A 13,619-nucleotide genomic window follows, 5' to 3' on the forward strand; every position below is an offset into this window, starting at 1 on the left:
CTTCAAATTCATCTTCAAAAAAACCCTTCTTCTGGGTAATAAAGGGTGGAATTTTGGTCAGATGGATTGAAAAGCGCCGCCGGGGTGTGTTGAAAAACCGCGCAGATTCAACGATTGAGGGGCTGTGTGGCGGCGGCCGTTTTTAATTCTAGTCGAGGTTGGTTGGGCGTTAGAAAGGTCTGGGAGCAGCTTCGCGAGGGATGTGGCCGGGACTTAAACGCGGGCATTGACCATCAGGTATGTGCCTAAAGGTGGAGAATAGCCGGGTAGCTGCCATTATTGGCAGCTACCCGGCTATTCTCCCCGGATAATCCCAGCTTCAAACCGTGAGGTACTGGAAATGGATATTCTGCGGGGGATTTTTCGGCATTCTTTCTAAAACTTGGTGCTTCGAGACGGTTTGTCCCCGCGGACCGATATGACTGGTAAAAATTGTGGCGTATTCCCAAAGGCTGTCGTACTGTGCCGCCGCGGACCAGTAGGGTTGGAATCGAGAATTCCAGCCGTGATACCCCAACGTCCAAAATAATACCTGTGCAGTTTTGACTTGAACCGCCGCATACACCCACGATGTCGGCACTTCTCAGCGTCTCGCGTCCCGGGCACTCCAGCAACTTAGCGAAATCCCAGCTAACTTTAACGGACACCCGGTATTCCAGCACGACCACTCCCCGCGCCGACTCAAGCCCCCGACTCCCTCGCCGACTCAAGCCCCCGACTCCCTCGCCGACTCCAGCCCCGACCCCCGTGTCCACTCCCGCGCCTACTCGAGCGCCGATTCCAGCATCGATTCCAGAGCTGACTCCATTGCCAACTCCATAACTGACTCAAACCCCACTCCCAGTTCCTTTGCAGCATCAACCCAGTTGCAAACTGTATTCCAACCCTTCGGCACATTCACCTGCCAATCGCCGGGATGCCCTTAAACCTTGGGTGAAACGCGGTGTCGGCGCCTTTGCAAAATAGCGCTCAGCCTCTGTTTTGTACGCTCCCATTCGTGCCAAATCTGTTGGTAACTCAGCCTGGTAGTCAGATATCCGGCGGCGGTGTTCGACAAATCCCGCTCGCGGTCAACCTCAAATGCGTTGGGTCTGTCGTGAAACTCCCTCCCGTCGCATTCCACTATCCACGAGTTGCCGACCAGCAAGTCTACCCATCCGGGCGCGGTCCGGTTCTGGGTATGCACGCTGACCCCGCGGCGCTGGAAAAATAACCTGACCCGAGTTTCGCTGCCAGACTGCGCCCCGCGGTCGAGGAACCGGTAGGTTGCAATCTTGTCCTTTTGCACTCCCGATGCCAGATGTTTTGCCTGGTCGTAGCCAATATGTCCCAGCTGCAGCGCCGATTCCAGCACAATCAGTCCCGTTTCAGCATCGTGATAGCGCATGGCTTGGTACAGGCAGTCCTCCAAGTCAAACATGGGGGAGTGCGGGTGGGTAGCGCAGCGGTGGAATTCGGTGAATTCAGCGGCGGGCACGGCGACTTTGTTTGACAAAACTACGTGTGTTTTGGCTTGGTAGGGAACCCAAAGACCATACTTTGCGCACCCGGACAGGCACCCCAGCCTGCCCCCGAGTTCCAGGGCACGGACGACATCCGGGTCTGCATCCGCCCCGGTATACCAGCCGCGCATAATCCGCTGCAGTTTTCCGGCCTTAACCAAAGCCTTAATTTGTCGCTTCGTGTACCCCGTGAGCAGCTGTTTTGCCGTGTAAACCCCATAGTTTTTCGTTTTCATGACCCCACCTTGCGGCATGGCCGAGAACAAAATCAACGCCGATTCAGATTACCTGTGGAAAACCCAGTTTTCCACAACCCTGTGCCTAAAAGGGGAGAATAGCCGGGTAGCTGCCATTATTGGCAGCTACCCGGCTATTCTCCCCCTATAAATCCAATGAAAAATTTACCTTGGCAAAATACTTGGCAATTCCCACCTCGTTTTCCTGTCCTTCCCTAAAACCCCAGGCCGATGCCGCCCATCCCGCGGATCACCGGCTTGGAAACCCCGTTTCCCGCGCGGTAGCTTGGAAAAGTGAGGCGGAAACAAAAGATTGCACTGGCATTAGTGCTGGTGACCCCCATTTTTGGGGTCACCACGGCCGAGGCGCTCACCGGGGATTTCAGCGGGGTCGGAAATATTATCAGCGGGATTCTCACCTCGACCAGCTCTGCCAGCTCCGATACCGACTCGAGCGCCACAGACACCGGTTCTTCCGGCCAAACCAGCGCCACCAGTTCTCACAGCTCATCGTCTTCTTACGGCTCGAACTCATACGTTTATTCGCCCCCGAAGCCCACCTACAACATTGTCGACATGGAAACCAAGTATGACTCGGAACTCGACACGTTGACGGTGACGGATCCGAAAACAAAAAAAGTCGTGGATACGATTTACTTACAAGATCTGAGCTTCATGGGCAATGCCACCGCAGCCATCGACCAAGAAGCCCTGACCGAATCAATCCAGGAAAAAATCGAGCCTCCCACGCCGGCGATGGAACCGCCTTCGGCCAACGTAGCTGTGGGCAAGGATGTCTACGCCCATGTCGAGGTCGACACCCAACATTTCCAGGAAAACGTGGCTGGCCAGGATGTCAATATCTCAGTTGAACCTGCGAGCTTCGAGTGGGATTGGGGCGATGGCGAAACCACAGATTCCGGCGCGGACGCGGGAGCGCCCTGGCCGGACGGCACGGTCACCCACAAATATCAACATGTCGGCCGCTATGCAATCACCTGCCGGATTCACTGGCGGGGCACCTGGGCTATTGGGAAAGGCGCGCCTCAGGAAATTCCCGGCGACATCGTCACCGAAAGTACCTCCCCAGAGTTCTTTGTGAAATACCTGGTTTCCTACCTTTCCTAAATCCCAATCCGCGCCAACCCTGGCATTCCAAACAATTCCGGGGGTCACGGCCAACAACCTCTCACTCTGAGTCCCCGCGCGGGCAAAGAGATGTTACTAAAATCGGGGTAGGATTCGAATCACTGGGCTACGGCCACGCAATCCCTAAATCACCCCATCGGAGAGGAATCTGTAATGGTAGACCAGCCGAAGTATCCCGGCAAAGTGGAAGTTATCAACGGCAACGGCGCGGTTGCCCGCGTAATGAACATGGTGTGTGGAGGGGTCATCGGCTATCCCATCACGCCTTCGACAGAAATCTCGGAGACCTTCGAAGCCGCGGTGGCGGCAGGTCAAAAGAACGTGTGGGGCCAGCACCCCTTCTTCTTTGAGCCAGAGGGTGAGCATTCCGCCCAGTCCGGGGCCATGGGCGCGGCTCTGACCGGCGGCAAGTTCATCTCGAACGCCTCTAGCTCGCAAGGCATCCTCTACGGCTTGGAGTCCCACTATGTCACTGTCGGCAAGCGCATCGGCGGTTTCGTGCTGCAGGTCGCGGCGCGCGTGGTGTCTCGCCACTCGCTGAACGTGATGGGTGGCCACGACGATGTATATGCCCTGCTCCCAGCCGGTTACACGGTCCTGTTTGGGGCAAACCCGGAGGAAGCGGCGAACCTGGCGCTGATTTCTTACCGCGCCTCGTCGCTGTCATTGATTCCGGTGGCAAACTGCATGGACGGTTTCGCGACTTCCCACATGATGAGCGAAGCGCGCCTGCCGGAAGCCGCGCTGGTCAAGGAATACTTGGGCGACCCCAAGGGTTACATTCCCTGTCCCACCGCCGCTCAGGAAATTTTGTTTGGTGCCAAAGGCCGGGTTTTCCAGTTTGGTCAGTTCCTGGAGAGCAAAAGGCCGGTGCTGGCGCCCGCCTCCCTCGAGGCGCTGCGGTCGTTCCTGAACTGCGCCGATAACGCCGAAGCTATCGAAAATGACTGCTGCGGCGAGCTGTTTGACCGGGAAATCGCGGGGCATCTGCCCGCGGCGGAAGTCGCCAAGTGGCGCCGCCAGTGGGTCAACGCTCCGGCGCGAGGCACCCGCAAACTTATCCCCTCCCTGGTGGATGTGGACAATCCGGGCTTGACCGGACCGGTGCAAAACCAGCCGGATTTCCAAGCCGGGGTGGCTGACCACCGCACCCACTTTGTCGCGGATGTGCCGCGCTTGGTGCGTCAGGCGATGGACGAATATAACGCCCTGACCGGTAGCGATTACGCCCCGGTGAAAACCTTTAACTGCGAGGACGCCGACTTCATCATGGTCGGTGTCGGCTCGATTTGTGAGGACGTGCGCGCCGTGCTGCCGTACTTGCGTCAGCGGGGTCTCAAGGTCGGTCTGGTCCAGATTGTCATGTTGCAGCCGTTCCCGGAGGCCGAGTTGGTGGCGGCTCTCAAGGGCGCGAAAGCCGTGACGGTGCTGGAGCGTTCCGACCAGGCGGCCTTGACCAAGTTCGTTAACGGCGCCCTGGTGAAAGCCGGGCAAAACGCGGGAGCTGCCAAACGTGACATGCCTGCGCGCTACCCGGATATTGCGGCGGTAGAGACTGGGGAAATGCCCCAGCTGTCCACCGGATTCTTTGGCTTGGGCGGCCACGACGTCCAGCCGCGCCACCTCATCGCCACGTTCAAAGCGATGCAGGCCGGCGACCTCGCTCCCGAGTTCTATATCGGCTCGACGTTCTTTGCCGATGACGCGACCGGGGAACAAAAAGCGATGCAGGATCGGCTGCGCGAAGCCTACCCGGAAACCGCCAAAATGGCCCTTCACCTGGAAGAAAACCCGAAAGACCTGCTGCCCAAGGAAGCGATGCGGATTCGGTTCCACTCTGTCGGGGGCTACGGCACGATTGCGACCGGCAAACTGCTGGCCGACATTTTGGCTGAAATGCTGCACTTGCACAGCAAAGCCGCCCCGAAGTACGGTTCGGAAAAATCGGGGGCGGCCACGAACTACTACATCACGTTGAGCCCGGAAACCATCAGGATTACGAACGCCGAGCTAGAGGACGTAGAGATTGTGGTCAGCCCGGATCATATGGTGTTTGCCCACACGAACCCGCTGAAGGGCTTGGCCGAGGGCGGGACGTTTATCTTGCAGTCCGACAAAACTCCCGCCGAGCTGTGGGCGAGCCTGCCGCGCCGGGCGAAACAAATCATTCGGGATCGGCATATTAACCTGTTTATTCTCGATGCGTTTGGGGTCGCGCTGAAGCACGCCCCCAATCCGGGCTTGCAAACCCGCATGATGGGCGTGGCCTTTATCGGGGCCATCGCCACCAAGGTCGACCGGATTGCTTCCGGGGCCAGCGAAGCGGATATGTTGGCCAAGATTCGCGAACAGATTGAGCACAAGTTCGGGGCGAAAGGCCCGGCGATTGTGGAAGCGAATATGGCGGTGGTCAAGGACGGGGCGGCCGCCACGCAAAAGGTCGAGTGGGAACAGCTCGACGCCGACCCGGGCGCGTCTGGTGGTGTGTCGGGCGAATCCTCCCAGTCCCGCCCAGTTTTGGACGCCTCCCTATCAGCCACGATGTGCCAGCGCGGCGCTACCGGCTGCGCGCTGACTGCTGGGCTGTTTGATCGGGATTATTTCCGGCGGGTCGTGGCGGAACCCTTTGCTCAGGGCACCATCAGCGAAGCCCCGGTTTACCCCGGCACTGGCTACTTCCTGCCCCCGGCGTCCTCAGCGGAAAAGGATAAGGGTCTGTTCCGCCGGACCATTCCGGTGTTCGACGCGAGCCTGTGTACCGGCTGTATGGAATGCACCTTGGCCTGCCCGGATGGGGCGATTCCAAACACGGTGTTTGGCATCGACACCTTGCTGCAGACGGCGATAGATCAGTCGGGCGAGGCCGGTGCCTCCCTAAAGTCGCAGGTGGATGACATTGCCGGGGCGATGCGCCAGGCACTGCTGGACACGAAGGCGCGTCCGGAAATCGCTGACGTCTTTACCGAGGCTGCGACCTCGCAAAACGCCGACCCCGCGGCGGTGGCGGCGGTGGCCGACACCTTGCGGACTTTCCCGGTGGCGCGCACCCGACCGTTCTTTGACTCCACCGAAAAACGCCAACCCGGAGCGGGAGTGCTGTTCAGCGCGACGGTTGACCCGTGGAAGTGTACCGGCTGTTTGGAATGCGTGGCGGTGTGCGGCCCGAACGCCCTGATTGGCACGGACCAGGACGACGAGGTACTGGCCACGACCCAGCAGCGGTTTGCGTTCTTGACGAAACTGCCGAATTCTCCCGCTGAATTCAGCGACCCGAACGGCGGGCCCAGCCTGGATATGAAACGGATTTTCCTGAATCGCGACAACTATTACGCGACCATCGGCGGGCACGGGGCGTGCCGCGGGTGTGGCGAAGTCACGGCTGTGCGCCAAACTATGGCTTTGGCCAACGACATCAATAACGGCCGGGTTTCGCGCCACCGCCAGGAACTCGAGGAGTTAGTGGCGGCCCTGGAGGAAAAGCGCCAAACCGTGACCGATGCTGAGCTTAGCGCCCTGATTGACCAGGTGCGCGAGCGTTTGGAGCAGCGTCTGTACCGTTACGAAGGGCCGGCAGGAGGGCGGGGCCCGGCGGCCGCGGTGGTCGCGAACTCGACCGGGTGTTCCTCGGTTTATGCCTCGACTGCACCGTTTAACCCCTACCAGCAGCCGTGGGTCAACGGCCTGTTCCAAGACGCGCAGCCCCTGGCGAAAGGCATTTACGAGGGTCTGGCGGCCGATTTGTCGATGGATGTTTTGGCGCTGCGGCAAGCCCGGGCCATCCTCGCTGGTGCGACCGGTGCGGCCATTCCATCCGATGCTCCGGAATGGAAACAGTTCACGGACGAGGAACTCGCGTTGATGCCCGCGGTCATGTCCATCGGCGGCGACGGCGCGTCCTATGACATCGGCTTCGGGGCGATGAGCCGTATCCTGGCGTCCGGCACCCCGATTAAGATGCTGGTGTTGAACACGGGAGCCTACTCCAACACGGGCGGCCAGGCCTCCACGGCCTCCCTGGAAGGCCAGGACGCTGACCTGTCCCGCTACGGCAAATACTTGAAAGGCAAGTCTGAGCAGCGCAAAGAGCTGGGCCTGTTGGCGGCCATGCACCCCAACGTCCTGGTGGTGTCCACCTCCACGGCTTACCAGGGACACTTCCTTAAGAACGTGTCGCGCGCCCTAGCCCAGGTCGACTACCCGGCGCTGATAGACGTGTACACGCCCTGCCAGCCCGAACACGGTATCGGGGACGACATGGCTAGTGAACACAGCCGCTTGGCGGTGAAATCGCGTATCAGCCCGCTGTTTGTCCACGAACCGGCCCACGCCGAGTTCAGCGACCGCTTCATCATTGACGGTAACCCGGATGTGAAAAAGCTGTGGTCACGCTACAAACTCAGCTACCATGACGCGGACGGCAAAGCCCAGCTGATGGACCTGCCCTACACGCCAGCGGACTTCGCCTACTCTGAGCTGCGGTTTAAGAAACACTTCCAGCCGCTGCCGGATAACGCCGAAAACCCGACGACCGTAGCGGATTATGTAGAGATGGACCCGGCCACTCGTGAAACCGCTACTCCATTTATCTATACGACCGGCGCGGACGGAGGCTTGGCAAAAATCCAAGTGTCGCCCTCCATCGTGAAACTGACCGAGCAATGCCGCGAACACTGGACTTTCCTGCAATACCTGGCCGGACAAGACCTAGCCGAGGCCCGCAAGGCGCACGCCGACCTGGAAAAGGAGCTGACCGAAGCTCGTGACGCCGCCGCGAAGTCGCAGGAAGAAACCATTGAACTCATCGCAAAAGCGATGGCAGAAGTCGCCGCGACCGGCACCACCACGACGCCGCTACCGTTCTTGGGCGGATTCGGCGGGGGAGCCAGCACGGCTGGGGGCGCCTCCGGAGCAGCCGCGTCCGACGCCGCCCCGGCAGACTCGGGAGCGCCCTTTCGCTACGAGCTTGCGAAAATAGCCCAGTGCACGGACTGCAAGACCTGCTACCAGGAGATTCCCGAATACTTCGAGGCGTCCACGGAAATCATTGACGGCAAGCCCACCCCGGTGGCGCGGCTCATTCCCGGCTCGCTGGAAAGCGTGGAAGTGACCGACGAACTGCGCGCCCGGGTCGCGAAAGTTGTCGCGAACTGTGACGCGGAAATCATCTTGTGACCGGGGAGGGGGAAAACGATGCTTGACACGACGAACACGGTCCAGCTAAACATTTTGGAACGCCGGTTTAACGCCGACCCGAAACTGTTTCAAGCCATGTTTGTGGCCGAGGGCCTGGCCCAGCTGCACGCGGCTTTTGACGCCGGGGAACTGCCCGAGGCTATGACCTTGAAAATTTGGGAGCTGCTGGAGCGCGAGGACACGGTGGGGCGCATCATGATGCGTTTCTTGTGGAACCTGCCGCTGGGCAAGAAACGCGTGTTTATCCGCGCGATTGACACCTGGCTGTCCGAGCGCTACCCGATGTTTACGGGGGTGAGCGATAACTGGCCCGCCGCCAACCATGTCGCCCCTTACGTGCGCCCGGCCTCCCAGCGGGTACACGACTTTGACCTGGTCACGCAAGGGTATCTGGGATATCTGACCCAGGGCTATTCCCAGCGGGAAGTCGACCTCTTTGTGTGGCTCGAATCGATGCGGGACAAGCACTGCGCGGATCGGCCCTGTGAGCTGGGCGAATTCCTGCAGGGGCGCAAAGTCGGGGGCTGCCCGGTCCAGATTCACGTCCCGGACGTCATGGAGGCCATCGCGGAGGGCGACTTTGACCGGGCGCTGCGCATCGTGGAGGAGTCGAACCCGCTGCCGAACGTGACCGGGCGGGTTTGTCCCCAGGAGCTGCAGTGTCAAGGGGTCTGCGTGCACAAGGCGCGGCCCATCGAGATTGGTCAGTTGGAGTGGTTCTTGCCTCAGCGGGAAAAAATCGTGCACGGCAACGAGGCGATTCTCAAGCGTTTCGAGGGACGTCCCGACCCGTGGCAGACCGCCGAAAAGCCCCCGATTGCTATCGTCGGTTCGGGTCCTTCCGGGCTAATTAACGCGTTCTTGCTGGCAAACCAGGGTTTTCCGGTCACCGTGTTTGAGGCGTTCCACACCCTGGGTGGGGTGTTGAAGTACGGGATTCCCGAGTTCCGCCTGCCCAATGAGCTGGTCGATGACGTGGTGGACAAGATTCGCCTGCTGGGCGGGCGTTTCGTGACGAACTTCGTGGTGGGCAAGACCGCGACTTTAGACGACTTGAAAGCGGCCGGTTTTTGGCGCATTTTCGTCGGTACTGGCGCGGGGTTGCCGAAGTTCATGAACGTGCCCGGCGAGCATCTCAACGGGGTCATGAGCGCCAACGAGTTCCTGACTCGCGTGAATCTGATGCACGGCAACCTGCCCGACTATGACACGCCCCTGCCCGAAGTCGCCGGCAAAGAAATCCTGGTCATTGGAGGAGGAAACACGGCGATGGACGCGGCACGCACCGCCCGGCGCTTGGGCGGTCACGTCACGATTGTGTATCGGCGCACCAAGGCCGAGATGCCGGCCCGCGTGGAGGAACTGCATCACGCCTTGGAAGAGGGCATCGTCGTGGCTGAGCTGCGCTCGCCCACCGAGTTCCACGAGGACGAAAACCACCATGTCGCGGGAGCCAGCGTAGGGGTGATGGAGCTGGGGGAGCCTGACGAGTCCGGGCGGCGCCGGCCCCAGCCGACCGGGGAAATCCTGGAAATGGACGCTGACCTGGTGATTATGGCGCTCGGTAACAGTTCCAACCCGATTATTCGCGATTCGCAGCCTGACCTGGCAGTGCAGCAGTGGGGTGCTATCAAGGTCGGGAAAGAGGCTACCGGTGAGGCTGGCGGCGCTGATGGGGCTGATAGTGCGGCAGAAACCCCCTCGCAAGCCACCAACCTAGAGGGAATCTACTCCGGCGGAGACGCTTCTCGCGGCGGATCGACCGCGATTAAGGCAGCCGGAGACGGCCAAGCGGCCGCCCGCCAGATGGGGGACCTGGCCGTACACCTGAAACCGGAGGAAGTCCGCCAGCGGGTACAACGCGCTTTGGAATATACGCAAAGCGCCGCCTCGGCCTACCGAATCTTGGAAAAACGCCAACTGTCGGAACGGACTTGGGAAATGAAACTGCACGCCCCGGCAGTCGCCCGCGCGGTGCAGCCCGGCCAGTTTGCCCGGTTCATGACCCACGAAAAAGGTGAGCTCATTCCCCTGACCGTGGCCGATTTTGACCGGGAACAGGGCTGGATTTCCATCGTGGTGCAAGCGGTGGGCAAATCGACCCAGATTATGTGTGCGATGGAAGTTGGCCAGGCGTTTTACGGGATTGCCGGGCCACTGGGCTTGGCGTCAAAGATGGAACGTTTTGACCCGGCCGCCCAAAGCGTGTGCTTCGTGGCTGGTGGGGTCGGGTTGGCGCCCGCCTATCCGATTGTGCGTAAACACCTGGAGCTGGGCAATCACGTGACCCTGGTGCTGGGGGCGCGTAATCGCGACCTGCTGTTCTGGACCGACCCGGACGGGGATCCAGCCGGGGATAGCCCGGAGCGTGTTGAAGTGCTGCGCCGCCAGTACCCGGATTTGCTGGATGTGGTTTTGACCTCGGACGATGGGTCGTTTGGTCGTCAGGGCGTGGTGACGTTGCCGCTGGAAGAGATGCTGCGGGACGGCCGCGGTGATGGGCGCCAGATTGCGGAAATCACCACTATCGGTCCGCCCATCATGATGAAGTTCGTTTGCCTGTTGACCGCGAAGTACGGTGTGCCGACAGTGGCGTCGCTGAACTCGATTATGGTTGATGCGACCGGGATGTGCGGAGCCTGCATGGTGCCTTTTAACGACCCGGAAACCGGCAAGCTGGTGCGCAAACACGCCTGTATCGACGGCCCTGAGCTGGACGGACACGCCATCGATTGGGACAAATTCCTGCCCCGATTCAACCAGTTCAAGGCCCAAGAAAAGGCCGCCCTCAAGTAGTTAATTTCCCGCGCGTATTTGTTGCGGGGTGGTCGCTTGGGGGCGCTTCCTTGCGCCCCGTTCACCTGTCTCAACTCACATCTGTGGGGCGTTCGCTCGGGGGCGCTCGCGAGAGGCGGAAGGGTACCCCCTCGCGTTTTGCGCGACTATTGTCGCAAAACGCTCACCAGCCTCTCGCTCGCATCGTAGATGCTCGCGCTAGGGCTGAAAACGCTGGCGCGTTTTCTTAACGCCCTAGCCCTCACGGGGTTCGAGTCGCTCCGCTGACTGTATGTTTACGCATGGGCGCCACTTGGGCGCCCCTGCGTAAACAAAAGTGGGCGAGAGGGGACTCGAACCCCCACGTCAAAGACACAGGAACCTAAATCCTGCGCGTCTACCAATTCCGCCACTCGCCCGGGCGCCCCTATAGTGTAGCGGATTTCAAGCTAAATCCGTGAGCGCGATATCAGCTAGGCGCGGGGTCGGCAAAGCCTGGGGGGAATCCGGGGGAGCCGGGGTCGCCTTCTTGGCGGCAACAATCAAATCCTCCAGCGGTTTGTCGTTGCGAATCCAGCCCTCGGGCGAGGGCCAATCGGCTTGTGGACCGGGCTGATCCGAACCAGCCGCAGCCTTTGCCAACAGCGCGTTCGGTGCGAAACACCACTTGGCCCGGTCAAAATCATTCAAGCCGCGCGACTCCAAAATATCCAAAATCGGCGGCAGCATCCGCACGCAGTTCGCGTAGGCCTGGGGCGAGGAAAACTGCCAAGTCGGGTAAACCCACTTCCGGTCCAGTGTCCGAAACCCCAGCAAGCGCCCGTCCCGCACCGCTTTCATAATCGCTTGGCGAGACACCCCCAGCCAGTCGCAAACGTTACCGGTCCGACAAACGGGTCCCACCAGCGTGTTTAGCGACGTCGGCGCCGCCAGGAAAGCCTGGGCAAAACGCGCCAGCCGATGCATATTTTCCCTGCTGGCATCGGCGGATGCGCGCGGCCGCGCCAAGAGCATAGTGCGGATGGTCTCTAAAAATTGTTCCTCTTCGTCGGTCAGTTCTCTCCGCACCGCTTCGCCTTTCGGTCAGAATAAGTAAACAAGTTTGTCTGATAGCGTCACTGCTATCACCAAGACTATCAAAAGCAAGATAATCGCGGTAATAAGCCAGCGCTGCGCCGCCCAAATACGGGCAAATCCGGTGTCGGGAAACAGCCATCCGAGCCGCATTAGCGCCGCCCCGAGCTGCACCCACAGGACAATCGTGCACGTCCAGACGATAAAACAGAACGGGCACAGCTTCGTGAACTCGAAAATGGACTGGTGCAGGAAAAACACAATCAGCACCATCCCTGCGGTCAGGCCCGCCTCAATCAGCAGCGCCAGCCAGCGCGACACCCGCCCGCCGCACCAAGCCAGGAACACGCCGGCCAAACCAGCGAACAAACCGACTCCGACCAGCGCGTTCGGGATGCCAAACAGCAGGTGAGCCTGCCAGGTCGTGAGCGAAGCCGAACAGCCAATCAGCGGGTTCAAATCGCATCCGAGATGCGCCGCGGGCTGCTTCAGCGTCTGAATTTCGGACAGCACCAGCTCCGCGCTCGCCGCCATCGCGATGACCGCCAGCACAATCAGCAGCACGAGCGTGGGGATGCCGGGCCGGGCGTCCCGGGCATCCGGGGCTTCCAAATCGGCCGGGGTTTCCGGGTCTGCCGAGGTCACAAGGGAGGTCGCGGCGGTCGCTGCTGTCGAGGTCGCCGGAGTTTCCGCAACCGCAGTCGCGTCCGCAGCAGCCGGAGTGTCCGGTTCGGGCGTTTGCGCTGGGCTCGGCGAGCGTGAGGCATCCGGGGCCGTTCCCTCATCGGGTTCTTGCTTCATGAGGATTATTCTAACTTTTATGTCCGCTCACCGGACCTAGTGTTCCTGAACAGCGCTGAAATGGGGCAACAACCACGACGGCCGCGCTGCAACTCAGAAAAATCGCCGCGGCCCTAACCGCGCCCCTGGAACCGCCACAAAAACGCCGAAACTCCCGCAACTCACTTGTGCGCCCGAACCCCACCGAACTCGTGACGGGTTTAGCCGACAACCTCACCAAAATCCGGGCCGAGGCGCTTGCCGAGTTCAGTTTGTCACGAGCGCCAGAATCCTGTAAACTAAACTTTCGTTGCCCCGGTAGCTCAGTCGGCAGAGCGTCTCCATGGTAAGGAGAAGGTCCAGAGTTCGATTCTCTGCCGGGGCTCGCTTCACGCTTGACGGTCCGCGCCGCTGAGCAGCGAGGCGGGGTAGCTCAGTTGGTGAGAGCGCACGACTCATAATCGTGAGGTCGAGGGTTCGAATCCCTCCCCCGCTACGAACCCGAAACGGGTAACCGCAGGGGATAAGCGATTAGAAAGAAGTAAAACAGTGGCTGCAAAATCGAAAGACATTCGCCCGAAGATTACGTTGGCGTGCACTGAGTGCAAGGAACGCAACTACATCACGAAGAAGAACCGGCGCAACACTCCGGATCGCTTGGAGTTGAACAAGTACTGCCCGCGTTGCAAGAAGTCCACGTCTCATAAGGAAACCCGCTAAGCGGTTTTTCACAAGTTTCCCGGCGTCGCCCCTGCGGTGACGCCGGTTTTTCGTGTCTCACGAGCCCGGTCACAAGCGCGGTGCGCGGGTTTTGTGGGGGCACAAGTGTGGGGTGGCGGTTTTTTCGGGTTGTGAGCGTGGGCGCTCGGGTCTTGCGGGTTCACAAGTGTTTTGCGGGGTCACCAGCCCG

The 13,619-nt window shown here is 60.3% G+C and carries 7 protein-coding genes and 3 tRNA genes; 6 read left to right on the forward strand and 4 right to left on the reverse strand.

Annotated features, from left to right (window positions below; genetic code table 11):
* Positions 1-922 precede the first annotated feature (922 nt).
* Positions 923-1,738 carry a hypothetical protein gene (locus tag Q0V70_RS08300; RefSeq protein ID WP_297590652.1) on the reverse strand — a complete coding sequence of 272 codons (816 nt, stop codon included), beginning with the start codon at positions 1,736-1,738 and terminating at the stop codon, positions 923-925.
* Between the two features lie 294 nt (positions 1,739-2,032).
* Here Q0V70_RS08300 and Q0V70_RS08305 point away from each other — a divergent pair, with 294 nt between their 5' ends.
* From Q0V70_RS08305 to Q0V70_RS08315, 3 genes are all read left to right on the forward strand, one after another.
* Positions 2,033-2,866, forward strand: a complete 834-nt coding sequence (locus Q0V70_RS08305; RefSeq protein WP_297590655.1) for a hypothetical protein — start codon at positions 2,033-2,035, stop codon at positions 2,864-2,866.
* A gap of 174 nt (positions 2,867-3,040) precedes the next feature.
* Entirely contained in the window at positions 3,041-8,059 is a 5,019-nt protein-coding gene (locus Q0V70_RS08310; protein WP_297590659.1) for a 2-oxoacid:acceptor oxidoreductase family protein, read from the forward strand.
* An 18-nt stretch (positions 8,060-8,077) separates the two neighbouring features.
* The gene (locus Q0V70_RS08315) at positions 8,078-10,876 is read left to right on the forward strand and encodes a sulfide/dihydroorotate dehydrogenase-like FAD/NAD-binding protein (RefSeq protein WP_297590661.1); all 2,799 of its coding nucleotides are present in this window, start codon (positions 8,078-8,080) and stop codon (positions 10,874-10,876) included.
* Positions 10,877-11,193: 317 nt separating this feature from the next.
* Here the strand turns inward: Q0V70_RS08315 and Q0V70_RS08320 are convergent.
* The 3 genes from Q0V70_RS08320 to Q0V70_RS08330 all read right to left on the reverse strand — a co-directional run bounded on the left by Q0V70_RS08320 (position 11,194) and on the right by Q0V70_RS08330 (position 12,730).
* A tRNA-Leu gene (locus Q0V70_RS08320) sits at positions 11,194-11,274 on the reverse strand.
* Between the two features lie 25 nt (positions 11,275-11,299).
* Positions 11,300-11,923 carry a hypothetical protein gene (locus Q0V70_RS08325; RefSeq protein WP_282921152.1) on the reverse strand — a complete coding sequence of 208 codons (624 nt, stop codon included), beginning with the start codon at positions 11,921-11,923 and terminating at the stop codon, positions 11,300-11,302.
* A 15-nt stretch (positions 11,924-11,938) separates the two neighbouring features.
* Complete coding sequence (locus Q0V70_RS08330) at positions 11,939-12,730, reverse strand: vitamin K epoxide reductase family protein (protein ID WP_297590663.1); 792 nt, start codon at positions 12,728-12,730, stop codon at positions 11,939-11,941.
* A gap of 291 nt (positions 12,731-13,021) precedes the next feature.
* Between Q0V70_RS08330 and Q0V70_RS08335 the strand changes: the two genes are divergently transcribed.
* From Q0V70_RS08335 to rpmG, 3 genes are all read left to right on the forward strand, one after another.
* Positions 13,022-13,094 (forward strand) — tRNA-Thr (locus Q0V70_RS08335).
* 37 nt (positions 13,095-13,131) lie between these two features.
* Positions 13,132-13,205, forward strand: a tRNA-Met gene (locus Q0V70_RS08340).
* A gap of 53 nt (positions 13,206-13,258) precedes the next feature.
* Entirely contained in the window at positions 13,259-13,429 is a 171-nt protein-coding gene (rpmG, locus tag Q0V70_RS08345; protein WP_282921154.1) for a 50S ribosomal protein L33, read from the forward strand.
* The last annotated feature ends 190 nt before the right edge of the window (positions 13,430-13,619 follow it).

The sequence above is a fragment of the uncultured Mobiluncus sp. genome (genome assembly GCF_947087965.1).
GTDB lineage: Bacteria > Actinomycetota > Actinomycetes > Actinomycetales > Actinomycetaceae > Mobiluncus.